The 26,653-nt window shown below is 42.9% G+C and carries 19 protein-coding genes; 12 read left to right on the top strand and 7 right to left on the bottom strand.

All coding sequences use genetic code 11. The features are described 5' to 3' along the window. Window positions 1–17 precede the first annotated feature (17 nt). Complete coding sequence (wecB, locus tag RB604_RS14245; RefSeq protein ID WP_055294633.1) at window positions 18–1,100, top strand: non-hydrolyzing UDP-N-acetylglucosamine 2-epimerase; 1,083 nt, start codon at window positions 18–20, stop codon at window positions 1,098–1,100. 17 nt (window positions 1,101–1,117) lie between these two features. Here wecB and RB604_RS14240 read toward each other — a convergent pair whose 3' ends face one another. Further along, the gene (locus tag RB604_RS14240; RefSeq protein ID WP_005932311.1) at window positions 1,118–2,005 is read right to left on the bottom strand and encodes a glycosyltransferase family 2 protein; all 888 of its coding nucleotides are present in this window, start codon (window positions 2,003–2,005) and stop codon (window positions 1,118–1,120) included. A gap of 105 nt (window positions 2,006–2,110) precedes the next feature. On the opposite strand from RB604_RS14240, the gene RB604_RS14235 reads away from it, so the two are divergent. The 4 genes from RB604_RS14235 to RB604_RS14220 all read left to right on the top strand — a co-directional run bounded on the left by RB604_RS14235 (window position 2,111) and on the right by RB604_RS14220 (window position 9,000). Beyond that, entirely contained in the window at window positions 2,111–4,699 is a 2,589-nt protein-coding gene (locus RB604_RS14235) for a DUF5686 and carboxypeptidase-like regulatory domain-containing protein (protein ID WP_055294753.1), read from the top strand. 489 nt (window positions 4,700–5,188) lie between these two features. After that, window positions 5,189–6,466 carry a replication-associated recombination protein A gene (locus RB604_RS14230; RefSeq protein ID WP_055294631.1) on the top strand — a complete coding sequence of 426 codons (1,278 nt, stop codon included), beginning with the start codon at window positions 5,189–5,191 and terminating at the stop codon, window positions 6,464–6,466. A gap of 37 nt (window positions 6,467–6,503) precedes the next feature. Then, on the top strand, window positions 6,504–7,970 hold the full coding sequence (locus RB604_RS14225; RefSeq protein WP_055294751.1) for a glycoside hydrolase family 140 protein: 1,467 nt from the start codon (window positions 6,504–6,506) through the stop codon (window positions 7,968–7,970). A 73-nt stretch (window positions 7,971–8,043) separates the two neighbouring features. Continuing rightward, window positions 8,044–9,000, top strand: coding sequence for a D-2-hydroxyacid dehydrogenase (locus tag RB604_RS14220; RefSeq protein ID WP_007480779.1), 957 nt, complete (start codon window positions 8,044–8,046; stop codon window positions 8,998–9,000). Between the two features lie 119 nt (window positions 9,001–9,119). On the opposite strand, the gene cydB is transcribed toward RB604_RS14220, so the two are convergent. From cydB to RB604_RS14195, 5 genes are all read right to left on the bottom strand, one after another. Continuing rightward, complete coding sequence (cydB, locus tag RB604_RS14215) at window positions 9,120–10,268, bottom strand: cytochrome d ubiquinol oxidase subunit II (RefSeq protein WP_005932319.1); 1,149 nt, start codon at window positions 10,266–10,268, stop codon at window positions 9,120–9,122. A gap of 32 nt (window positions 10,269–10,300) precedes the next feature. After that, a complete protein-coding gene (locus tag RB604_RS14210; protein WP_055294629.1) occupies window positions 10,301–11,869 on the bottom strand; it encodes a cytochrome ubiquinol oxidase subunit I in 1,569 nt (522 codons plus the stop codon). 59 nt (window positions 11,870–11,928) lie between these two features. Beyond that, window positions 11,929–12,156, bottom strand: a complete 228-nt coding sequence (locus RB604_RS14205) for a DUF4492 domain-containing protein (protein WP_055294627.1) — start codon at window positions 12,154–12,156, stop codon at window positions 11,929–11,931. 188 nt (window positions 12,157–12,344) lie between these two features. Beyond that, the gene (locus tag RB604_RS14200) at window positions 12,345–14,666 is read right to left on the bottom strand and encodes an ABC transporter permease (RefSeq protein ID WP_005932327.1); all 2,322 of its coding nucleotides are present in this window, start codon (window positions 14,664–14,666) and stop codon (window positions 12,345–12,347) included. 13 nt (window positions 14,667–14,679) lie between these two features. Continuing rightward, on the bottom strand, window positions 14,680–15,354 hold the full coding sequence (locus RB604_RS14195; RefSeq protein ID WP_007480774.1) for an ABC transporter ATP-binding protein: 675 nt from the start codon (window positions 15,352–15,354) through the stop codon (window positions 14,680–14,682). A gap of 505 nt (window positions 15,355–15,859) precedes the next feature. Here RB604_RS14195 and RB604_RS14190 point away from each other — a divergent pair. From RB604_RS14190 to RB604_RS14160, 7 genes are all read left to right on the top strand, one after another. After that, on the top strand, window positions 15,860–16,666 hold the full coding sequence (locus RB604_RS14190) for a metallophosphoesterase family protein (RefSeq protein WP_007480772.1): 807 nt from the start codon (window positions 15,860–15,862) through the stop codon (window positions 16,664–16,666). A gap of 22 nt (window positions 16,667–16,688) precedes the next feature. Continuing rightward, window positions 16,689–17,309 (top strand): hypothetical protein, encoded by a 621-nt coding sequence (locus RB604_RS14185; RefSeq protein ID WP_229103583.1) that lies wholly within the window; start codon window positions 16,689–16,691, stop codon window positions 17,307–17,309. 92 nt (window positions 17,310–17,401) lie between these two features. Then, window positions 17,402–18,742 (top strand): sigma-54-dependent transcriptional regulator, encoded by a 1,341-nt coding sequence (locus RB604_RS14180; protein WP_122282014.1) that lies wholly within the window; start codon window positions 17,402–17,404, stop codon window positions 18,740–18,742. Beyond that, window positions 18,739–20,052, top strand: a complete 1,314-nt coding sequence (locus tag RB604_RS14175) for a sensor histidine kinase (RefSeq protein WP_055294621.1) — start codon at window positions 18,739–18,741, stop codon at window positions 20,050–20,052. Before RB604_RS14180 ends, RB604_RS14175 begins: the two co-directional genes overlap by 4 nt. A 75-nt stretch (window positions 20,053–20,127) precedes the next feature. After that, window positions 20,128–20,793 carry a Crp/Fnr family transcriptional regulator gene (locus tag RB604_RS14170; RefSeq protein WP_055294619.1) on the top strand — a complete coding sequence of 222 codons (666 nt, stop codon included), beginning with the start codon at window positions 20,128–20,130 and terminating at the stop codon, window positions 20,791–20,793. Window positions 20,794–21,199: 406 nt separating this feature from the next. Continuing rightward, entirely contained in the window at window positions 21,200–22,825 is a 1,626-nt protein-coding gene (gene hcp, locus RB604_RS14165; protein WP_070102087.1) for a hydroxylamine reductase, read from the top strand. A 201-nt stretch (window positions 22,826–23,026) separates the two neighbouring features. After that, window positions 23,027–24,472 carry a potassium/proton antiporter gene (locus RB604_RS14160; protein WP_005932350.1) on the top strand — a complete coding sequence of 482 codons (1,446 nt, stop codon included), beginning with the start codon at window positions 23,027–23,029 and terminating at the stop codon, window positions 24,470–24,472. Window positions 24,473–24,634: 162 nt separating this feature from the next. On the opposite strand, the gene RB604_RS14155 is transcribed toward RB604_RS14160, so the two are convergent. After that, on the bottom strand, window positions 24,635–26,422 hold the full coding sequence (locus tag RB604_RS14155) for an alpha-1,3-galactosidase-related protein (protein ID WP_055294749.1): 1,788 nt from the start codon (window positions 26,420–26,422) through the stop codon (window positions 24,635–24,637). Window positions 26,423–26,653 lie beyond the last annotated feature (231 nt).

Below are 26,653 nucleotides of genomic sequence, written 5' to 3'. Positions count from 1 at the left end.
ATAGATAAAAGAACGATATGAAAATAACTATTGTTGCTGGAGCACGCCCTAACTTTATGAAAATAGCGCCTATCACGCGTGCCATCGATGCTGCACGGGCGCAAGGCAGAAGTATCTCCTACCGGTTGGTATATACCGGAAAGCGTGAGGATACCAGCTTGGATGCTTCCTTGTTTGCCGATCTTCATATGAAAGAACCCGATGTATTTTTGGGAGTGACCGACAGCAATGCCACTCAACTGGCTTCCGGCATAATGGTTGCATTCGACAAAGAGCTGACCGAGAATCCGACCCATATCGTTCTTGTGGTAGACGATCTCACAGCAACAATGAGTTGCGCCATCGTTGCCAAGAAACAAGGTATCAAGGTAGCGCACCTTGTTGCCGGTACCCGTTCGTTCGACATGAATATGCCTAAAGAAGTAAACCGGATGATAACGGATGGATTATCGGATTATCTCTTTACAGCCGGTATGGTAGCCAACCGTAACTTGAATCAGACGGGAACGGAAAAGGAAAATGTATATTATGTGGGAAATATCCTTATCGATAACATCCGTTACAACCGGAATCATTTTATCCGCCCGCTTTGGCTTTCCGTATTGGGAGTAAAGGAAGGAGACTATATACTGCTCACCCTCAACAGGCGTGTGCTTCTGAACAATAAAGAGAATCTGCGCCGGCTCATGGAAACGATCTTGGAAAAGGCGGCCGGTATGCCGGTTGTCGCTCCTGTCCATACCTACGTACGTGATGCTATCAAAGGGCTCAGCATTTCGGCTCCGAACCTGCACATCATGCCACCGCAAAGTTATCTTTCTTTTGGATATCTGATGAATAAAGCCAAAGGTATTATTACGGATTCGGGTAATGTGGCCGAAGAATCCACCTTTTTAGGAATCCCCTGCATTACACTTAACAACTACTCCGAACACCCGGAAACCTGGCGCATCGGAACCAATGAACTGGTTGGAGAAGACCCGGCGGCACTGGGCAAAGCAATGGATGTATTGATGCGGGACGAATGGAAACACGGCGAACTGCCCGAACGCTGGGACGGACGGACAGCCGACAGAATTGTACAGATTTTGTTGTCCTGATTCTTGCGTTCACGTCATTAATCAGGTTTCTTTTGAGATAAGAAATTACACAAATAACCTAATTTATAAAAAGCAAAAAGCTTCAACGAAGGTTTTCGGCTGGTAAGATTGCTTACCAGTCTTTTTTCAATCTGCCGGAACAGAAAAGCAACCAAAGGAGCCATTCCTAAACGTTTTACACAAGCATACCACCGCAATAGCTTGACATGCGAATGCATCTGTTCGATATGTCCGTCCAAATTACGGACCGCCCGGCGGATTTTCATCAGAAATTGCTCACTATTCTCTTCCACCAGATGATAGACCGGATTGTCGATGTGCAGAATCTCTACTCCGGCCTGCTCCAGTTGCATGCCAAACAGAGTATCCTCGTATCCCAGATGAAACGTCTCATCAAAACGGACTTTCAGAAAAGCATCCCGGCATATCATAAAATTCATACTGATAAATCGATTGTAAGGTTCCTTGTTTCTCTGCCCGGCAGATTGTTCTTCAACAGCCATTCCGTATTTATAACGCAATATGGCATTGGCAGGAATACTCTTACGCGGATAAATGAATCCGCCACAAACCACCCGGCCGGTACGCGCCACTTGCAGATATTCCTCCAAAAACGAATCCGATACGGGCATAACGTCCGAATCCAGAAACAACAGATAAGGATATCGGGCTTCCGAAGCCAGATAATTACGAATACGTGCAGGCCCTTGATTCTCTTCCTGTTGCAGATAGCGACATCCTTGCCACTCTGTCATTTTGCGATTTTGCTGACGAATGTTTTCGCATGACGCGTCATCTGCCAACAGAATTTCAAAAGGTATTCGCAAAGCGATTGCTTGTTTGTACATCTTTTCGATCAGAGACAAACAAACAGCATTGTAAGTAGGTATCAGTATAGAAATCATTATCAATCATAATTATAGGAGACAAAAGTAATACAAAAAAGGTTATTAAGAACAAACTATTCGAGAGTTATTTACTAACTTTGCCGACTCATGTTGAAGTATATGATGAAACAACGATATAAGAAGCACATTTTACTATTCTTGCTCGTATTTTCTGCCGCATCCTCTTTTGCGCAGTTAAAAGGAGTTATCACCGACTCGATTACGCACGAGCCTTTAATGTATATTTCGGTTTATTACGAAGGAAAAGGCGTGGGCGGAGTATCCAACGCCAACGGCGAGTATCAGATTGAAACGCGAAAAGGATGGAACGAAGTCACATTCTCATCTGTCGGTTACCGCACGAAAGTAATAAAAATCACTCCGGGACAAAAAGTATTGAATGTACAGATGGCTCCGGACGATGTGATGTTGACGGAAGTGGTTGTAAAACCCAAGAAAGAGAAATATTCGAAAAAGAATAACCCGGCCGTGGACTTTATGCGGAAAGTCATCGAGCACAAAAAGGCACAAAGGCTGGATGAGAACGAATATTACCAGTATGACCAATACGAGAAGATGAAGATGTCTCTCAATGACATCACTCCCGAAAAAATGGAGAAAGGAATCTATAAGAAATATTCATTCCTTCTGGATCAGATCGAAGTATCCGAAGCCACTAACAGTCTTATTCTTCCTATCTCGATACAGGAGACTGCATCACAAACGGTATTCCGCAAAGATCCGGAAAGCAAAAAGACAATTATCAAAGGAATGAATTCCAATGGTATCAATGAATTCTTTTCTACAGGTGACATGCTCGGAACGGTATTACAGGATGTTTTTACCAATGTGAACATCTACGATGACGAAATCCGTCTGCTGCAAAGACGTTTTACCAGCCCCATTGCCAAAGAAGGAATCAACTTCTACAAATATTACCTGATGGACACTTTGACGGTGGACAAAGATACGTGTGTACATCTGACTTTTGTGCCGCAAAATTCACAGGACTTCGGTTTCACAGGACACCTGTACGTACTGAAAGATTCTACCTATGCCGTAAAGAAATGCATAATGAACTTACCCAAAAAGACAGGTGTGAACTTTGTAAACCAACTGAACATCGTACAGCAATACGAGCAATTACCCAACGGGAACTGGGTATTGATGGACGACGATATGCTGGTAGACCTTGCATTGGTAAAATCGACGGGGGGGATACAGGTACAACGGGTGACGAAATACAGCAACTATAAATTCGACCCCATTGAGCCGCGTATGTTCCGCCTGAAAGGATCGGTTATAAAGGAGGCAGATATGCTATCTAAGAGTGACGAGTACTGGGCTGAAGTCCGCCAAGTACCGTTGAGCAAGACCGAAAGTACCATGGATGTATTCATGAACCGGATTGAACAGATTCCGGGATTCAAATATATCATTTTCGGTGCCAAAGCTGTGATTGAGAACTTCGTAGAAACTACCGGTCCCAAAAAGCCGAGTAAGTTCGACTTCGGTCCCATTAATACTACCATATCGAATAACTATGTAGACGGACTCCGCCTGCGACTCAGTGGTATGACGACTGCCCATCTCAATCCGCATTGGTTCGTAAACGGATATGGCGCCTATGGTTTCAAAGACCACCGTTGGAAATACAGTGGAACGCTGACTTATTCTTTCAATAAGCGCGACTATGTAGTATGGGAATTCCCCAAGCACTACATTTCCGCCACTTATAGTTACGATGTGATGTCGCCAATGGATAAATTCCTGTTTACGGATAAAGATAATGTATTCCTCTCTTTCAAAACAACTACCGTAGACCAGATGTCATACATGCGTGACATAACCGTCAACTACGAACTGGAAACTCAGACAGGTTTCGGCGTGAAAGGAATGCTCCGCCACCGTAATGACGAGCCGACAGGAAATCTGAAATACTATGCCAATAACAGCAGTGCCGATAAAATGCCACTGCCCGACGAGCAACCTATTCACGATATCACCACCACTGAAGTAAGCGCCACTTTGCGTTATGCTCCGGGTGAAGCGTTTGTCAACTCCAAGCAACGCCGTATTCCGGTATCACTGGATGCTCCGATCTTTACGCTGACGCACACTTCCGGCTTCAAGGGAGTACTTGGAGGAGAGTATAACTTTAACCGTACGGAAGCCAGTATCTGGAAACGATTCTGGTTGCCCTCTTCTTGGGGAAAGGTAGATGTCAGCCTTAAGGGAGGTGCCGAGTGGAATACCGTGCCTTTCCCGTTACTGATATTGCCGGAAGCCAACTTGTCGTACATCACTCAGCGTGAGACATTTTGTCTGATCAATAATATGGAGTTTTTGAATGACCGTTTCGCCTCCCTTTCCCTATCGTATGACATGAACGGAAAACTGTTCAACCGCATACCATTGCTGAAAAAACTTAAATGGAGAGAAATGGTTCGTTTCCGCGCCCTTTGGGGAACGCTGACGGATAAGAACAACCCTTTCAAGAGTGATAATCCCGAATTATTCCTCTTCCCGATGCGCGACGGACAATATACAAGCCACGTGATGGATCCGAAAATCCCTTATATGGAGGCGAGTGTAGGAGTTTATAATATTTTCAAACTACTGCACGTAGAATATGTACATCGTCTGACTTATCGTAATAATCCCGACATTAACAAATGGGGAATACGATTTATGGTGATGATGACGTTTTAAAACAGGCAGAGCCTTTTTCTTAGTTGAAAGTTGAGAGTTGAAAATTGCTATGCAGCGTGATAGTATAAATAATTGCAGACTGAGTGAGTAATTGCAGACTAAGTGAGTTAATTGCAGACCGGGTGACTGAGTAAGCGCTGACATTAGTTTTCAACTAAATGAGAGTTTTAACCGGTTGATGGTTATCTACGTTGCCACGCTGCATAGTAACTTTCAACTCTCAACTTTCAACTAAGGAAAGGACTTTCAACCGGATAAATAAGAGTTTTAACTAAATAAGAGTTTTAATCGATTGATGGTTATCTACGTTGCCACGCTGCATAGTAACTTTCAACTTTCAACTCTCAACTTTCAACTAAGGAAAGGACTTTCAACCGGATAAATAAGAGTTTTAACTAAATAAGAGTTTTAATCGATTGATGGTTATCTACGCTGCCACGCTGCATAGTAACTTTCAACTTTCAACTCTCAACTTTCAACTAAAAAAACGTGCAACCATTAGCAGAACGGCTTCGACCGAAGACATTAGATGAATATATAGGCCAGAAACATCTGGTAGGCCCTGGTGCTATCCTGCGGAAGATGATCGACGCGGGAAGGATCTCTTCTTTTATTCTTTGGGGACCTCCCGGAGTAGGAAAAACAACATTGGCTCAAATTATAGCCAATAAGTTAGAGACTCCTTTTTATACATTGAGTGCGGTGACTTCCGGAGTAAAGGATGTGCGCGAAGTAATCGACCGTGCGAAAAGTAATCGTTTCTTTTCGCAAGCAAGCCCGATACTTTTTATCGATGAGATCCATCGCTTTAGTAAGTCACAACAAGATTCGCTGTTGGGAGCAGTGGAGAACGGTACGGTGACACTGATAGGAGCTACTACCGAGAATCCATCGTTTGAGGTAATCCGTCCTCTTCTTTCGCGCTGTCAGCTTTACGTCTTGAAATCTCTTGAAAAAGACGACTTGCTGGAACTGCTGCAACGTGCCATTGCTACGGATGCGGTGCTGAAAGAGCGCCGGATCGAATTGCGGGAGACAAATGCCATGCTTCGTTTTTCCGGAGGTGACGCACGCAAACTGCTGAATATACTTGAGCTGGTAGTCGAATCGGAAGCAGAAGAGACCGTAGTCATTACCGATGACATGGTGACCGAACGATTGCAGCAAAACCCGCTCGCCTACGATAAAGACGGGGAAATGCATTATGATATCATCTCCGCATTCATCAAATCCATTCGTGGAAGTGATCCCGATGGTGCCATCTACTGGCTGGCCCGCATGGTGGAAGGCGGTGAAGATCCTGCTTTCATAGCACGCCGTCTGGTTATCTCGGCTGCAGAGGACATCGGGCTTGCCAATCCGAATGCCCTGCTTCTTGCCAATGCCTGCTTTGACACACTGATGAAAATAGGTTGGCCGGAAGGAAGGATTCCTTTGGCGGAGACCACTATCTACCTGGCTACAAGTCCTAAAAGTAATTCGGCTTACAGTGCTATCAACGACGCTCTTGCGCTGGTACGCGAAACCGGTAGCCTGCCCGTCCCCCTGCATCTGCGCAATGCACCGACCAAACTGATGAAGCAATTAGGATACGGACAAGAATACAAGTATGCGCATAGCTACGAAGGCAATTTCGTGAAACAGCAATTCTTGCCCGATGAACTGAAAAACAAACGTATCTGGCAACCGCAACATAATCCGGCAGAACAGAAACATGCCGAACGGATGCAACAGTTGTGGGGTGACCGATACAAAGAGAATAAATAAAAAATATCCCGCACTGAAAAAAAATACTAAAAACACCATGAGAATTGTCCGGCTGTTTGCCCTGCTCCTATCGTTTCTGAGCATAACATCATCTGCCTTTACACAAAACAAGAAACAAAAAAACTACATTCCCTGGAGCAATGGAGAACTTTTGGTTTCTGAAGAAGGACGATACCTGAAACATCGGAACGGTACCCCTTTCTTCTGGCTGGGCGATACCGGCTGGCTACTCCCCGAACGATTGAACCGCGATGAAGTTGAATACTATCTGGATCAATGCCAACGTCGCGGATATAACGTGGTACAAGTACAAACCATGAATGATGTTCCGTCCATGAACATCTACGGGCAATATTCCCTACCCGACGGTTTTAATTTTGCGAACATCAACCGGGAGGGCGTTTACGGATATTGGGATCACATGGACTACATAATCCGCACGGCTGCCCGAAAAGGAATTTATATCGGTATGGTATGCATCTGGGGAGGGCCTGTTAAAGCCGGAAAGATGTCGGTAAAAGAGGCACAGGCTTACGGAAAATTCCTATCTGAACGGTACAAGGACGAACCGAATATCATCTGGATTATTGGAGGAGATATCCGTGGCGATGTAAAAAGAGAGGAATGGGAGGCTTTGGCCACTACGCTGAAATCAATCGATAAGAAACACCTTATGACGTTTCATCCGCGAGGCAGAATGACTTCTGCAGAATGGTTCGCTGATACTTCCTGGATGGACTTCAATATGTTTCAGAGCGGACACCGCCGTTACGGACAGCGTTTGGGAGATAAAGAGTATCCCATTGAAGAAAATACGGAAGAAGATAACTGGCGCTATGCAGAACGTTGTCTCGCAACAACTCCTCTGAAGCCCGTCATCGACGGAGAACCGATCTACGAAGAAATCCCTCATGGCCTGCATGACGAAAACGAGTTGAGATGGAAAGATCATGACGTACGGCGTTACGCTTATTGGTCGGTTTTCGCCGGCTCTTTCGGGCATACTTACGGTAATAATTCCATCATGCAGTTTCTTAAGCCGGGGGTAACCGGCGCATATGGCGCAAAGAAGCCTTGGCAAGAGGCTATGAATGATCCCGGCTTCAATCAAATGAAATATTTGAAGAACCTTATGCTTACTTTTCCGTTCTTTATACGTGTACCGGATCAAACGATCATCGCCGGCACAAACGGAGAACGTTACGATCGTGCCATAGCTACACGTGGAGACGACTATCTGCTGGTATACAATTATACCGGACGACCGATGCAAATCGACCTCCGTAAAATCAGTGGAACCCGAAAATCCGCATGGTGGTATACAGCCAAAGACGGCAAATTGGAGTACATCGGAACGTTTGACAACGGCATACATGAATTTCAGCACCATAGCGGTTACAATAGTGGAAACGATCACGTACTGATTGTAACGGACAGTAGCCGGAACTATGTGCAGAAAGAATGGACCGAACTACCGGACGCACAACAAAAATGGATAAAATAATGGTTCAGAATGATCCATTCTGTCCGGAATAAAATATAAACCGACTCGAATAATAACCATTAAACGAACGAATATGAAAATTGTAGTATTAGACGGTTATGCCGCCAATCCCGGTGATTTATCCTGGGAAGGTCTGAAAACGTTGGGCGAATGCACGATTTACGACCGCACTGCTCCCGAAGAAGTATTGGAACGTGCTGCCGGTGCAGAAGCGATCCTTACAAACAAAGTAGTAATCACCGCAGAACAGATGACAGCCCTACCCGATTTGAAATATATCGGAGTACTGGCTACCGGATATAACATCATAGACATCAACGCAGCCCGCGAACGCGGAATTGTCGTTACCAATATCCCGGCATACAGTACCCCCTCCGTGGGACAAATGGTATTCGCCCATATCCTGAATATCACCCAGCAAGTGCAGCATCATTCTGAGGAGGTACGCAAAGGCCGGTGGACGAATAATGCGGACTTCTGTTTTTGGGATACTCCGCTCATCGAATTGCTTGGAAAAAAGATCGGCCTCATCGGTTTGGGACAGACAGGCTATAACACCGCCCGCATCGCTATCGGCTTCGGTATGAAAGTATGGGCTTATACTTCCAAGTCGCGTTTGCAACTGCCGCCGGAAATAAAAAAGATGGAACTCGACCAGATATTCCATGAATGCGACATTGTGAGCCTACATTGTCCACTGACGGAGCAGACACGGGAATTGGTAAATGCCCGCAGACTGGCTTTGATGAAACCGACCGCTATACTTATTAACACGGGACGCGGGCCGTTGGTCAATGAACAAGATCTCGCCGATGCACTTAATAACAACCAGATTTATGCTGCCGGAGTAGACGTATTGTCTACTGAACCACCACGTGCGGATAATCCGTTGCTTACGGCACGTAATTGCTACATCACCCCGCACATTGCCTGGGCTACTACTGCTGCCCGTGAACGGTTGATGGGAATTATGCAAGAAAACCTGAAAGCCTATATAGCAGGAAAACCGGTAAATAATGTGGCAAAATAATAAGTATTTCATCCTTATATTTACACAGACCTTTTACTAAAGGATAAATTACAACAGAAAAAGACGGATAAGCAACTTAGTACATTGCTTATCCGTCTTTTCATAATCAACTCACCTATTTAGTAAGCGTGACCGCCTTCGTCCATCTCTTCGGCATCGATCTTCTTCTTATCAATACTACGCCATGCATAAAATATATAAGCAATGACAAAAGGCACGAGAATAGACACATACGCCATTGTCTTGAGAGTAAACTGGCTGGAACAACTGTTGCTCAACGTCAGCGAACTCTGAATATCAGTAAACGATGGATAATAAGCAGTGTTATTATATCCGGCCGTAAGCAGTAAAGCAAGCACGGTAAGAATCGTACCGATCCCGGCAAACCATATTCCTTTATCAAACCCCTTTTTCAAAAGTGTACGCAAAATACCGAACAGTACCAACACCACTCCTAACAGAAAAATCCCTAAAACAACAGGCATCTCCAAAAAGTTCGTCAAATACTTATACGGCTCCATATACACCTCTTTCGTGTCCGGATTCACCGCATAACCGTCAGCGAGCAATGTGCGGATAACGAATGCCAAGAAAAAGATAAGAAAAAGCGCTGTATTTCCATATATAGAACGACGGCATTTTGCCACCAGCTCCTCATCGGCAATATTATTGATAAAATAAAGTGCACCCAGAATACGTGCCAAGAAAAATACAGCCAGTCCAAGAATAACATTCCACGGATTAATCAATGCATCCAGCCCGTGCCATCCATTACCCCATTGGCTGATGACAGGCATAATTGCATTCCCCATGTTCGCCTTGTTGATATAGAAATCGGAACCGGTAAAGAAAGTAGCTACGGCGCCACCCAACAATAACGGTCCTACCACTCCATTAATTACCAAAAACACCTGATATGTCTTTTTACCCAACAAATTGCCGGCCTTACTCTGAAACTCATAACTGACCGCCTGCAATACAAAGCTGAACAGGATAATCATCCAAAGCCAATATGCACCGCCGAAACTCGTACTGTAAAACAGAGGAAACGAAGCAAAGAAAGCGCCACCAAACGTCACCAGTGTAGTAAACGTAAACTCCCACTTGCGACCGGTGGAGTTAACCATCATCTTACGATGTTTTTCTGTCTTTCCCAAACAGAAAAGCAAGGAATTACCACCCTGCACAAACAACAGGAACACAAGTATGGCTCCTAACAGAGAAACTATCAGCCACCAATAATGTTGAAGAAATATATATGTACTCATACTTTTAGCAGTTAGAATTTAATAGTTAGAACTTAGTAACTGGAATCGTCTTCAGAAACCTTAGGGCCTTTCTTTATCTCACGTAGCATAATCCCTATCTCGGCAATCAGCATGACAGTAAAAAGTATCACAAAGATAAAGAAAGTAGCTTGCACAGACCCGACATCCAATTTAGAGATCGCAGCCGAGGTTGGCAACATATCGCGAATAGCCCAAGGCTGGCGTCCGCATTCAGCTACAACCCAACCGGCCTGTCCGGCGATATACCCCAACGGAATCGTCCAAAGGGCAATATATTGCATCCAACGCATTTTAGATAAATCCTTCTTGTATACAAAGAAAAGAACAACTATAAAAAACAGGATGAAATATCCTCCCAACATCACCATCACACGGAAAGCATAAAAATTGAGAGGGACATTGGGTATCAATTCGTGTACATCCTTAATATATCCATAACCAAAATACGGTACATTTTCCATCAACACGGAATAGGCAACCTTTGCATCCGCTTCATTGCCCACCGCTTTGGCAGCTTTATAGGCGTCCAGTGCGGCAATGGCAGTCCGTCCCCGTTCTATCTTCTCTGCTGCGGAAAGGGCAATCGTACCGTCTTTCTGCACATAACCTCCCTCGATAATATTGTTAATACCGGGTACGAAAGCATTCATCTCACGCTCTGCCAATAAGGAAAGCAATTTGGGGATTTCGATACGGAAAAGAAAAGGATCCACTCCATCGTCATACGATTTCTTTTCGGGATTCAGTATACCGACAGCCACCAGCCCTGCCCCCTCTTGTCCTTCATAATAGCCTTCCACGGCCGCCAATTTCATCGGTTGCGTCTGTGCAATCTGATAACCGGAACCGTCTCCTGTCCATAAAGAGAGTAAAGAAGCAACCAATCCAAAGATTGCACCGATCTTAATGCTCGACATGGCAAATTTCGTATCACGCTTCTTCAAAAGAAACCAACAACTGACACCTACCACAAAAATAGCTCCTAATACCCAACCGCTCAATACCGTATGAAAAAACTTATTGACCGCTACCGGAGAAAAGGCCACCGCCCAAAAATCTACCATCTCATTGCGGACACTATCCGGATTGAACTCCATGCCTACCGGATTTTGCATCCAGGCATTGGCAACAAGAATCCACCAGGCAGAAATCGTAGCTCCCAATCCGGTAAGCCAGGTAGAAGCAAGATGAAAACGTTTGCTTACCTTTTCCCATCCAAAAAACATGACAGCAATGAATGTGGCTTCCATAAAGAAAGCAAGAATTCCTTCGATTGCAAGTGGGGCACCGAAAATGTCGCCTACAAACCAAGAATAATTGCTCCAGTTGGTTCCGAATTCAAACTCGAGTATCAAACCGGTAGCTACTCCGACGGCAAAGTTTATACCAAAAAGTTTCATCCAAAACTTAGCGGTATTCTTCCAGAATTCCTTACCCGTTTTGTAATACAGCGTTTCCATGATACCCATCACTACTGCCAATCCGAGAGTGAGCGGAACAAAAATCCAATGGTACATGGCGGTCATTGCAAATTGGGCTCTCGACCAATCAATCAATGAGGTGTCAATACTTTCAATCATATTATTTTGTAGTTAGTTGTTAAAAATCAGTAGGAAAGGTACAGAAATGACACAACCGTTCAATCCGAAGGAGGAATAGCCCGCCGGATGAGTTCGTCTCCTACATATTCGCTCTTTTCTTTATCCGTGGAAAGATGTCCCAAATAATTAGGGAAGAAGAAGATCTTGAGTATGAAGAACATAATAAATAGTTTCACTATAATAATAAGCCATAGCGTACGACCGAGAGTCATACTGCGAAAGCCTTCAAGATAGAAGTTCCAGATATTCATAAGTGTATTCTTCATATATCAAAGCGTGTAGAAATTGATAACTGTCGCTAAAATACAATTTATATGAAGATTAACAAACAAAAAGAAGAAAAGGTTCAAAAAAATAGTGAGTAGTGACCAGTGATTAGCCGGCTGCGCTGTGATGCTGCATGGCACTAATCACCTATCACTAATCACCATTCCGGCTAATCACTTATCACTACTTATTCATTTTTAATACTGTTCACCGGATTCTCATTGGCAATATGCCAGGCTTTGAGCACCACACAAACGATAATCAATAATTGAATGAACAAAGCTGTACCTATAAAAAGTAACGGATTCAATTCTATTTGTTCAGCAAACTGATCGAGCCAAGCTCGTCCGGCAAAATAAGAAACAGCCGTACCGATTAGAATGGAGAGAACGGAAACATATAAGATATCACGTGTCAGCAAGCGCAACACATGGAAGGCTTCCGCCCCATTGACTTTACGAATGGCTATTTCCTTGCTTCTGCGTTGAGTCTCATCGTTCACATAACCTATTAATCCCATAATCACGATAAGCAGAATGAAACAAGAAGTTATCCAGACAGAATTACGGAAACGGTATACATCTTTATATAGGTCTTTTACCATATGATCTACCGACATGAAATGCAAGGATACATCGGGAAAAGTTTTCTCCATATACTCATTCAAGCGTTTTAAATTCTCATCAAACGGTTCTTTCAAACGGACATCAAATGTATGGTTAGCCTGTTCCTCAGTACCTATCAGGATAATGGGTGACTGAGCGGCATAAAAACTCTCGTTACGGATATCACGGAATACACCGACTACCGTTCCCGCTACATTGTTTACTCTTTTTCCCACAGCGCCATCTGTCCATCTCATCAGGCGTACAAGTTCTTCATTGACCAGCAAATCTCCCCCTTTCTTCATAGGAGTCCCCTCTATAATTTTGATACCCATTACTTCAGGATAATTGTAGTGGCAGTAATTAAAATTAAGCGTGGCAAGACGTTTACCGTCATTACTCATCAATCCTCGTGTCCAATACTGTCCAAGTACACTATGAGTAGCCACGGTTACTCCTTCCACCATCGGCTGTCGTCTCAACTCATCCTTTATATGCTCTACTCTTTCTTTCGGAAGCCAGCTCTCCGCTTCGGTCAACCCGGTTACATCGATTCCCATATCGCGATTCATCAGATGTCCGTACTGCAATAGTGTAACCAGCAACAGGCCAAGTACAAAAGACACCCCGGTGAACTGTACGAATAGCAACGAACGTTTCCATCCCTTCTTCCCGTCGGTATAACGGCGAAACACTTGTGTAACGGGAATACGTGAGAACAAACGTCCCGGAATCCCGCCTGCCAGTACGAAAAGAACAAGGATAGTCAGTAAGGGTACCCATAGCGTTCCCCAAGTGAAAAGGGAAGAAAGACGTACGGAAAGTAAATCTTCGATCATTTCCCGGGCATTAAAAATCAGCAGAAAACTTAATAACACGGAAAGTATTACAAGAATTCCCGTCTCGGCCAAAAACATACTGAAGATATTCGTTGAACTGGCACCGCTACATTTATGTACACCCACACTCTTTGCACGCCGGCTTAAGGTGGCAATAGAAATAAGCATATAGTTCATGATGGCAACAAAGAAGATGGCAAAGCCCAAAAAGCCATAGATAACCAAACGCTTTTGCACATCAGGGGAATCTAAATGGCGCTTCACAAGCGGAATAATACTGTAATCCATTTTCCAGTCGTCAATGGTAGTCTCGGTGTATTTTTCTATCACACGCTGGATGTTGTCATTTACTTTATCCATATCCGACTCACGGCGTAAACGCAGAAAAGTATAGAATACATCATTCCCATTCCAACCATTCCCTGCCTGATATCCTCCATTATTATTATAGATAGATACCACAAAATCGTGGGTCAGCATCGTATTTTCCGGTACATCTTTGTATACACCGCGAATCGTAAAAGTATTCTGTTTGTCGGCAGAGAGTATTTTACCGACAGGATCTTCATCTGCAAAAGTTTCACGGGCAAAACGCTCAGAAACAAAAACGCTTCCGGGAATAATCAAATCCTTCAGATTCCCTTTCAGCAAGGGGATACCGAAAACTTGAAAAAAGCAACTATCCACATAGATATAATCCACATCCGACAGCAACTTCTCTTCATAATAAATATTATACTCTCTCTCCGGAAGAACACAACTTGCATACTCCACCTCCTCAGGCATACTTTCGGCTACCGCGTTAGCTGTCGGTGCAAAGACCGTATAATCATAGTTGGTACCATCATCGCCCATTATCTCCCCTGTGCTAAGATTGGTTATCTGGGCACGTACCATTGCCAACCGTTCTGCCTCCGGGTAACAATTCTCATAACTCAGTTCAAAAACGATCTGTGAAAAGAGTAGAATACCGATGGTCAGCCCCAACGAAAGTGAGATCACTCTTATAAGATTGGAACCGCGCTCACGCAGTAATGTCCGTATACTATAATAAATTTGTCTCATAATATCTTACAATTTAAATGGTTACACTTGCCACGACACTACCATCAAAAAGATGAACCGTGCGATGGGCAAACGAAGCATCATGTTGGGAGTGTGTCACCATGATGATAGTCGTACCTTCTTTGTTGAGTTCCGTCAGCAGATTCATTACTTCGGCACCATTTTTCGAGTCAAGATTACCTGTAGGCTCATCGGCCAAAATCAGCTTGGGATTGGTGACCACCGCACGGGCAATAGCTACACGTTGCTGCTGGCCACCGGAAAGTTGCTGCGGAAAATGTTTGGCACGATGGCTGATGTTCATGCGTTTCAGCATATCCTCTACCATACGGCGGCGTTCGGTGGCCTTGATGCCTAAATAAGTCAGTGGTAACTCTACATTTTCGTACACGTTAAGTTCATCGATCAAATTGAAGCTCTGGAATACAAAACCCAATTTGCCCTTGCGTACACGGGTACGCTCTTTTTCTTTTAATCCGGCCACTTCTTCCCCCATCAGTTTATAAGAACCTTCGGTGGGATTATCCAGCAATCCGAGAATATTTAATAAAGTAGACTTACCACAGCCCGAAGGCCCCATGATAGTAACAAACTCTCCCTCTTTTACATCCAGATTCACATGATTCAATGCAACCGTTTCTACTTCAGAAGTACGGAACACCTTACTAATGTTTTCAATTTGTATCATACTGTTTTTTTATTTATAGGTTTTTATTATTCACTTTTTATACTATTTTCAGGAGCTCGATTGGCAATATTCCATGCTTCGGTAACCACACTCGACAGAATAATCAAAGAGCAACGTTTGAATCACATAATAAAATTGTCTCATATATCTTACAAAGTTAATTGTTCTTTTTTAGAAATAGAGAAGAAACGTTTCACAACGTCCCTCCTCCACCGGCTTATACATGAAGCCAGTTAATCTTAAAGAAATCATATTAATTGTTTATATTCCATTGCTTATTTTAAAGCAGAAAACATGCCAGAAACAGGAACTTTCTCATTTTCAAAAAGATATAAAATCGTAGACTTTAGCAGAGTGTCTAATAATTAGACAACACCCGTCTAATTATTAGACAATACTTCTGCAATATTGTTCTATAACTCTGAATCGGAAAAAAAGAGCATTGCCCATACGTTTGAAAACTATATCTTTGCTGAAAGTTTTCAATACATAAACGAAGTAGATTATGAAAAGAAAGAATATGAATGCCTTTCTGGCTTGTCTGTTCCTGTTTTCCGGATGCGATATAATAGATTACCATCCCTATGATGTACGTATCAAAGGAGAAACGGATATCAATGCCAAAAACATTGAAAAAATAGAAGCCAACTGTAAAGACAAAACTACCATCCGGTTCGTTGCTATGGGAGATTCGCAACGTTGGTATGATGAAACGGAAAAGTGCATAAACTCCATCAATGAAATGGAAGATATCGATTTTGTACTTCACGGAGGAGATGTAAGTGACTTCGGCCTTACTGATGAGTTCTTGTGGCAACGAGACATTATGAACGGTCTGAAAGTACCCTATGTCGTTCTGTTGGGTAATCACGATTGCTTGGGAACCGGTAAAGACACTTACATGAAAGTATTCGGACCGACCAATTTCGCTTTCATTGCAGGAAATGTAAAATTCGTCTGTTTGAATACCAATGCACTGGAATTTGACTATTCCGAGCCCATCCCGGATTTTAACTTTATCGAGAAACAATGGACAGAGCGGCAGGATGAATTCGAAAAGACAGTTGTAGCCATGCATGGCCGTCCGGGATCGGATGTATTCAACAATAATGTATCCAAAGTATTCCAACGCTACATTACCCAATATCCCGGACTTCAATTCTGCATCAATGCGCACGACCATAGATCTACTGCAGACGATCTTTTTGAAGACGGCATCATCTATTACGGAAGCGACTGCATGAAACGCCGCAGTTACCTACTATTTACCATAACCCCCGATAACTATACCTATGAAGTGGTCTATTTTTAAATATGCTCTCTGTGCAGGACTGATGCTTATATGGTTCAGCCCTGAAGTTTCCGCCCAACAAGCACCGACCGAACTAAACAGCAAATATGACAAACGCGTTCACCGTTATCGCAGAAACTGGGAGAAACTGATTCCGACACATACCAAAATCCAGTTTGCCGGAAATATGGGATTGCTCTCTTTCGGCACCGGATGGGATTACGGAAAAAAGAACCAATGGGAAACAGACATTTTCTTCGGTTTCGTTCCTAAATATGACTCCAAACATGCCAAAGCTACCATGACATTAAAACAAAACTACCTGCCATGGAGCTTACATTTAGGAAAAAACTTCTCCACCGAACCACTAACCTGCGGTCTCTATTTCAATACCGTATTCGGCAATGAGTTCTGGGTTCGAGAACCGGACAGATATCCGAAAGGGTATTATAATTTCTCCAGTAAGATACGTTCGCATATTTTCTTAGGACAACGATTAACTTATGACATCGACCCTAAACAACGGCATACAGCAAAAGCAATCACCGTATTTTATGAGCTAAGTACCTGCGACTTATACCTGATAAGCGCCGTTACCAACCGCTACCTCCGACCAAGAGACTACCTAAGCCTTTCCTTCGGGTTGAAACTTCAACTCTTTTAGTGACGAGGATTAGTGATTGGTGATTAGCGGTTGGCACTAATCACTTATCACTAATTATTATTATCTTTGTTCCCGTATTAACTTTCAAACTTATGAACAAACAGGGAACTATTCTTATTGTCGATGACAATAAAGGGGTACTGACAGCTGTCCAGCTACTCCTCAAAAACTATTTCACAAAAGTCATCACACTCGCTTCTCCCGTTACCCTGCCGGCAGTGCTACGCGAAGAAGCACCGGAAGTGGTTCTTCTCGATATGAATTTTACTTCCGGTATCAATAATGGCAATGAAGGTCTTTTCTGGTTGCACGAAATTAAAAAACTGCGCCCTGCTCTCCCTGTCGTACTTTTCACTGCATATGCCGATATCGATCTTGCCGTACGGGGCATCAAAGAGGGAGCTACGGATTTTATCGTAAAACCCTGGGATAACCAAAAACTTGTCGAAACATTGCAGACTGCCGTTACCCATACCAAAAGTGGAAAGAAGAAGAGTACAAATGAAGAAAAAACATCCGGTTCTTCCATGTATTGGGGGGCAAGTAATGCCATGCAGCAACTTCGCCAACTTATCGAGAAAGTAGCCATCACCGATGCCAATATACTCATTACAGGTGAAAACGGTACAGGAAAAGAAATGCTGGCAAGAGAAATACATGCTCTGTCTTCCCGAAAACAAGCAGAAATGGTAGCAGTCGATATGGGAGCCATCACGGAATCTTTATTCGAAAGCGAGCTATTCGGCCATGTGAAAGGCTCCTTCACCGATGCCCATGCCGACCGGATAGGAAAATTCGAAGCAGCCAACCGCAGCACCCTCTTTCTGGATGAGATAGGAAATCTCCCCTATCATCTGCAAGCCAAACTACTGACCGCCATCCAACGACGAAGTATCGTTCGTGTAGGAAGCAATGAACCACTGCCGATAAACATACGCCTTATCTGTGCTACCAACCGCAACCTTCAGGAAATGGTAGACCGGAGCGAATTCCGTGAAGACCTACTCTACCGTATCAATACCATTCATGTCGAGATTCCCCCTTTACGCGAACGGAAAGAAGATATCGTACCTCTGGCCGAACGTTTCATTACCCGTTTTTGCAAACAGTATGATAAAGCACCGATCAACCTTAGCCCGTCAGCCAAAGAAAAGCTGACTGCCCATCCTTGGTACGGGAATATCCGTGAATTGGAACATGCCATTGAAAAAGCAGTCATCATTAATGACGGAACCCTCATTCCCGCAGAGTTATTCCAGCTTCCCCGCCGTACAGAAATGCCCGATACCGCCGCATCGACTCTTGAAGAAATGGAAATGAGAATGATTCAAAAAGCTCTTGAAAAATGTAATGGAAATCTTTCTGCCGTAGCCACACAGTTAGGTATCACCCGGCAAACCTTATATAACAAAATGAAAAAGTTCGGTCTATGAACTCCATATCCAAATTATTAGTAAACCGATATTGGTTTCGCCTCCTGCTGAGTATCTGCCTGAGTGTAACCGCAACTTTATTCGGAGTAAATGGAAACTTTTTCTGGATGGGGCTGAGCATAGGTGCATTGGTCATCAGTATCTGGTGGCAATTGCGTCTCTACCGACATCATACCCGCCAAGTACTCTTCATGATCGACGCACTCGAAAACAATGACAACGCTTTCCACTTTCCCGAAGACCAGGATACAATAGAAAACCGGCAAATAAATCATGCCCTCAACCGGGTAGGTCATATGCTATACAATGTAAAAGCAGAAACGGCCCAGCAAGAAAAATATTACGAACTTATACTTAATTGTGTCAATACCGGATTGCTGGTTCTCAGTGACAGTGGTGCCGTTTATCAAAAAAACAATGAAGCTCTCCATTTACTCGGACTCAATATATTCACACATATACGACAACTCAGCCGCATCGATACCGGCCTTATGGAGCTTATCTCTTCTTGCCAGGCCGGAGATAAGCTTCAAACCACTTTCACCAATGAACGGGAAACGATCAACCTGTCCATCCGTGTATCGGATATAACAGTAAGGAAAGAACATCTCCGTATTCTGGCTCTCAACGATATACATACCGAATTGGATGAAAAGGAAATCGACTCCTGGATCAGACTGACCCGCGTACTGACTCATGAAATCATGAATTCCGTTACTCCGATCACATCACTCAGTGATACGCTACTCTCCCTCTCCAATACAAAAGACGAAGAGATACGCAACGGCCTGCAAACAATCAGTGCCACCGGAAAAGGACTGCTCTCTTTTGTAGAATCCTACCGTCGTTTCACCCGTATCCCGTCTCCGGAACCTTCCTTATTTTATGTCAAAGCCTTTATCGAACGAATGGTGGAACTGGGTAAACATCAAAATCCGGATGGAAACATAACGTTCCAAATAAATATCTCACCGGCCGATCTGATCTTATATGCCGATGAAAAACTAATTTCTCAGGTTGTCATCAATTTACTGAAAAACGCAATACAAGCAATAGGCAATCAGCCCGATGGATGCATCTCCATTCACGCTTACTGCAATGAATCGGAAGAGATTATGATAGAAATCAGCAATAACGGCCCTGTCATTCCGCCGGAAGTAGCCGAACATATATTCATCCCTTTCTTCACTACCAAAGAAGGAGGAAGCGGAATCGGACTTAGCATATCAAGACAAATCATGCGTCTGTCCGGAGGAAGCATCACTCTATTCCCGGGGAAGGAGACAAAATTCGTATTGAAGTTCAAATAGGATTCAATCAAAACGGTATTCAAACAAAAAAGATCTGCCAACTGTTCTATTTATACATTATAAATCATATAACTCATGACATCACTCATCAACAATCCGCTATTCAGTGGTATTTCTGCCGAAGTACTTTCCGATGATCTCAAGGATGTTAATTACCATACTAAGGTTTACCGGAAAGGAGACATTCTTGCCCGGCAAGGAGATATCTGTAACCGCCTTGTCATCCTTACTAAAGGAAGTGTACGCGGAGAAATGATCGACGATTCCGGACGTTTGATTAAAGTTGAAGACATTACCGCCCCAAGAGCTATCGCTCCGCTTTTCCTTTTTGGAAACGAAAACCGTTATCCGGTCGAAGTCACGGCCAACGAAGCAACCGAAGTAATCGAAATACCCAAAACGAGTGTATTAATGTTATTCAAAAAAAACGAGAGATTTCTGGAAAACTACATGAATCTATCTGCCAACTATGCCCATACTCTTTCAGACAAACTCTTCTTCATGTCTTTTAAAACGATCCGACAAAAGTTAGCTTCATATCTGCTTCGTCTGTCCGGACAACAACAAAGCGAACAAATTACCCTCGATCGTTCTCAACAACAGCTAAGCGATTATTTCGGAGTATCACGCCCTTCACTGGCACGAGAACTGGCTCATATGCAAGAAGACCGGTTAATTACGGTTGACCGCAAACAGATAACCATCCTCCGTAAGCAGGAACTAATCCGGTTGATTCAATAGACGCCTCTTGCACAGGAATATCCTGAACAACCCATATTCTCATCTAAAACTGTAAAACCAGAATATTTCCTTTCATATTTAGAGCCAGTTTAATTTTCCCCTTAAGGTTTTATCTGCTTATTTTGAGTATATTTTCGGTCTGTTTCCCTATTTTTTCACTCGTCAGATAGCCCGCTCCCCCCCTCTTAAAAGCAGAAAAACATCCTCAAAAAGAACTCTCAAAATAATGCCGAGCAAAATTTAAACAAGCTTATGCTTTCTTATAAAGCTGAATCACTTTACAAACATAGAAACTTAAACAAAATAAAAAAATCACGAGTTGTAACATTGGTTACAGAACCGCCTCAAACCATTCCTCTACTTTTGCGTTCAATTAATAACCTATAAATACGTAAAAATTATGAGTATGTTCTGTTATCAATGCCAAGAAACGGCAAAAGGCACCGGCTGTACGCTAAAAGGTGTCTGTGGAAAAACGTCCGAAGTCGCTAATCTTCAAGACCTTCTGCTCTTTGTTGTGCGGGGAATCGCCGTATACAATCAAAAATTACGTTGGGAGAAACGCCCTTCCGACGAAGCGGACCGCTTTATTTTTGACGCACTCTTTATCACCATTACCAATGCTAATTTCGATAAAGCTGCCATCATCCATAAAATTAAAGAAGGTTTAACACTGAAACATAAGCTTTCGCAGGAAGTTACTATCGAGAATGCTCCCGATGAATGTACCTGGAACGGCAGTGAAGAAGAATTTGAGGAGAAAGCCAAAACGGTCGGAGTACTCCGTACACCGGATGAAGATATTCGTTCTCTAAAAGAATTAGTACATTATGGTATAAAAGGGATGGCTGCATACGTAGAACATGCTTATAATCTGGGATACGAATCACCGGAGATATTCGCATTCATGCAACAGGCACTTGCTGAACTGACACGCGATGACATTACAGTCGATCAGCTAATCAGTCTTGTACTTGAAACAGGACGATACGGGGTTTCTGCAATGGCACAATTAGATGCAGCCAATACAGAAACTTACGGCAATCCGGAGATTTCAGAAGTAAATATCGGAGTAGGTAAAAATCCGGGTATTCTTATCAGTGGACACGATTTAAAAGACCTCGAAGAATTGCTGCAACAAAGCGAAGGTAAAGGTATCGATATTTATACTCACAGTGAAATGCTTCCGGCACATTACTATCCCCAACTTAAGAAGTACAAACATCTGATCGGCAATTATGGTAACGCCTGGTGGAAGCAAAAAGAAGAATTTGAAAGTTTCAACGGCCCTATACTGTTTACCAGTAATTGTATTGTTCCTCCCCGTCCGGACGCCAGTTACAAAGATCGTATCTACATCACCGGTGCTTGTGGCCTGGAAGGTGCTACTTATATTCCGGAACCCGAAAAAGGGAGTCAAAAAGATTTCTCTGCCATCATCGAACATGCCAAACGTTGTCAACCGCCCGTAGCAATAGAAAGCGGTAAAATTGTAGGTGGTTTTGCTCATGCACAAGTCATTGCACTGGCAGATCAAGTGGTAGAAGCCGTTAAGAGTGGAGCTATCCGAAAGTTCTTCGTCATGGCCGGATGTGACGGACGCATGAAGAACCGCGAATATTATACGGAATTTGCAGAAAAATTACCTAAAGACACGGTTATTCTTACGGCAGGCTGCGCCAAATACCGCTACAACAAACTGCCTTTAGGAGATATCAACGGCATTCCCCGTGTATTGGATGCAGGACAATGCAATGACAGTTATTCACTGGCAGTCATTGCAATGAAATTGAAAGAGGTATTCGGCTTGAAAGACATTAATGACTTGCCCATCATATACAATATTGCCTGGTATGAACAGAAAGCAGTTATCGTATTACTTGCTTTATTGTCTTTGGGCGTAAAGAATATACACCTTGGTCCTACCTTACCGGCTTTCCTTTCGCCAAATGTTAGAAAAGTACTGGTCGAAAATTTTGGAATTGCCACAATCAGCACTGCAGATGAAGATATTATGAAGTTCCTGAGCTGATTCCGGTCATGTAAGAAAAAGCCATACAGATTATACAAATATGCGCAGATTGCTATTCCCGTATCCAATGGAAACAGCATCTGCGCAATCTTTTTTTAGATGAAATACATCCAAAACGTACTTTCATTTGTTATCTAAATTGTGTAACTTCGCAGAGTGAACCCCCAAAGACTAATTTATAACTTTTATAATACATAGCCAATGTTATTCACTGCAGAAAATATCCTACTTGTAGGTTCTATCTTACTTTTCGTTAGTATTGTTGTTGGAAAAACCGGATATCGTTTCGGAGTACCCGCATTGTTATTATTCCTCGTTGTCGGTATGGCATTCGGAAGTGATGGGCTTGGTTTCCAGTTTCACAGCGCCCAAACAGCACAGTTTATCGGTATGGTAGCATTAAGTATTATCCTTTTCTCGGGAGGTATGGATACCAAATTTACCGAAATACGTCCCATACTTACTCCCGGTATTGTATTATCCACTGTCGGTGTGCTGTTAACCGCCTTATTTACAGGACTGTTTATATGGTGGATTTCCGGTATGAGTTGGAGTAATATCTATCTCCCACTTACCACTTCGCTACTATTGGCTTCTACAATGTCATCTACAGATTCCGCTTCCGTCTTTGCCATTCTCCGTTCACAAAAGATGAATTTGAAGTACAGTCTTCGTCCTATGCTTGAGCTGGAAAGTGGTAGTAATGACCCGATGGCATACATGCTCACTATCGTTCTCATACAATTTCTTCAGTCTTCGGGCATGGGAGCAGGTGCCATACTCGGTTCATTTGCCGTACAGTTCCTGGTAGGTGCTGCGGCCGGATACGGATTAGGCAAGCTGGCCATATTAATCCTGAATAAAATAAACGTCGACAATCAGGCACTCTATCCCATCCTACTGCTCTCATTTGTGTTTTTCACGTTTGCCATCACCGACCGTCTGCACGGAAACGGATATCTGGCCGTATACATTGCCGGTATTATGGTAGGTAACAACAAAATCATGTATCGCAAGGAGATTGCTACTTTCATGGACGGATTAACCTGGCTTTTCCAAATTATCATGTTCCTTATGCTCGGTCTGCTCGTCAATCCCCACGAAATGCTTGAGATTGCCTGTGTGGCGCTTCTTATCGGTATATTCATGATTGTTATCGGTCGTCCGCTCAGCGTATTCCTCTGTCTACTTCCTTTCCGGAAAATAACATTTAAATCACGATTATTCGTTTCGTGGGTCGGATTGCGTGGAGCGGTCCCCATCATCTTCGCCACTTATCCGGTAGTAGCCAATGTAGAAGGTTCCAACGTCATATTCAACATCGTATTCTTTATCACCATTGTTTCATTGGTCGTACAAGGCACCACAGTTTCTTACGTAGCCCGCTTACTCAATCTCTCTACTCCACTTGAGAAAACCGGAAATGATTTTGGCGTAGAATTGCCCGAAGAAATTAATTCCGATCTCCGGGATATCACAGTAACACAAGAAATGATTGAAAAAGCCGATACACTGAAAGAGATGAACCTTCCCAAAGGCACCCTCGTCATGATTGTGAAACGCGGTGATGAGTTCCTGATACCTAACGGAAGTCTTAAACTCCATGTCAATGATAAGTTGCTGCTTATCTCGGAAAAAAAAGAATAATAATGTGACAATGTGCTAATATGCCAATGTGCCAATTAGCTGCGCTATCATTCCGCACAGTAATTGGCACATTATTTATTGGCATATTATTTAATTAATACATTATTTGATTAATACATTCTCCAATTGGCATATTGGCACATTGACCAATTGGCACATTATTTACTCTATCTGTGCATTTGTAACCCGTTCCAGAAGGAAACGGCTTTTGTTCCAATGAAACGGTTTATACTCTGTATTTAATCGGATCGTGTTATTACGGAATATAAGTCCGTCCACTGATTTCGCATAAAGAATAGGAGCATCAAATGTATCGAATTCATTCTCTTCAATCACAATGCCTCCCTCAGTACCACCATGAAAATATTTTTGCTGTGATTTCAAGTCCGGTATCTCCGGATAAATGGAAATTACAGCATTGGTAAACTGGAACATATTTGTCAATGCATTGACAAAACGATTTTTACGGATAATCACATTCCGGCAAGCTCCCGTCTCATACCAACCGTTACAATCTCCACACAGCAATATAGCCGTTCCGGATGTATGGTCAAATAAATTATTTTCTGCAACCGTCTTCCTGGGAGTACTGAACAACGCACCCCGTGCACGGTTATTACGAACCACATTATCAGCAAACACAACTTCCGGTGTCCAAGTCAGGTTCTCTATACCAAAGCCACTTTCTTCATTAATAGCCGGATCGACAGGGTCACGAAACGTTATACTAAATTCACGTGCTCCTTGAATATCCTCTTTGTCGTAGGGACGAATATCTGTAATGCTATTCTGTTCACCAATAAGTTCCATTGTCGATGAACGGATAAACTGCACTTCATCTCCGGTTCTTCCCCATTCGAATCCCCAAGCTTGGTCGTGCATATAGCGTCCTATCAAAGTACGGTCATCCACCCGCTTTATCACTTTCAGATAAGTGCCGTGTACATTGATCGCATCATCCATCATCCCTTCATACAATCCGTTTCTTGAAATTATTTTTCCTTTACAGCCCGAGAAGTGAGTAGCATCGGCTTGAGTAGTAAAATAACGGGGATCGTCATTCCCTTTCAGGCAAACACTAAACCCATCCAACGTTATATTTTCACACAATTGTGCCAATAATCCCATCCCTTCGGCATAATGCACTTTCACATTCAATAATCGGGTATCTGTATCATGAGAAAGAAATATTCCGGGTGCAGGCCGGAAATAGGTCCGCAAGGCAATAACCGTTCCGGGCACGAGACGAGTGTCTTTCCAGCTCTTTATATTTAAACGACGCGGTGCCACTTGAACCACCTCTTTATTGGGATAATGCAAATCACTGGTATTATAAACGATATGGCGGCTTTTAGCTTCAAAAGCAATGCCACTGGAAGGCCGTAACATCCAGCCGTCTCCCAATGTCTCAAACACAGAATCCTTACTGACCCGATAATCCACCCATGGAGCTACCTCATACGTTGTTCCATTCTCCGGAGAATTATCTATAATCTGTATCTGCGTTATATGCGGATTTTCAAAATCGATACTAAAGTTTTTCAATACACAGTTCTCCGAGCGTAAAAGAGAAATCGGAAGCATCCGCCCATGAAAAATAAATTCAGAGCCTTGTCCGTCAAGAGTGAAATCCCTCATTTCTTCAATAGCAATTCCTACCTTCTTCGGGTTAGTTTGATCGTGATTGGAAATGTAATATTCACGAATGGTAGCATTTTTCTCATAAAAATGATACTGTCCCGCAGGAAACTGAAGTACAATTTTATCGCCTTCCCGGCAATCCTTTCTGATTCTGTCCAATACTTTCCGCAATACGGGCGAAGCATCTTTTTTTACATTGGCTTTCAAGCCAAAATCGGAAACATTATATACACGATCGGCAGCACAGATATCTACAGAAAATAAAAATCCCAATAAACCGACAGAAAGAAATACAAAAAATGTTCTCATAGCATTCAACATTACTCTTGTTTTGAGTTTAACAATATATTCGGATACAAATATATATTTTTTGTACATAACCCGACTAAACCAATCACTTTTTTTGTCTAAAATCAAGTACAAATGTTCTTTTTTTCGCTATTTCTATTCTCTCGTTAATTAACCGTAAAACTTTTCGAGAGAATGTAGTTTATGTTAATGATATATTAATTTTGCGCAGTTTTAAAATAAATGTGCAAA

The sequence above is a fragment of the Bacteroides salyersiae genome (assembly GCF_031172035.1).
Lineage (GTDB): Bacteria > Bacteroidota > Bacteroidia > Bacteroidales > Bacteroidaceae > Bacteroides > Bacteroides salyersiae.
This window is presented reverse-complemented; position numbering and strand designations above follow the sequence as displayed.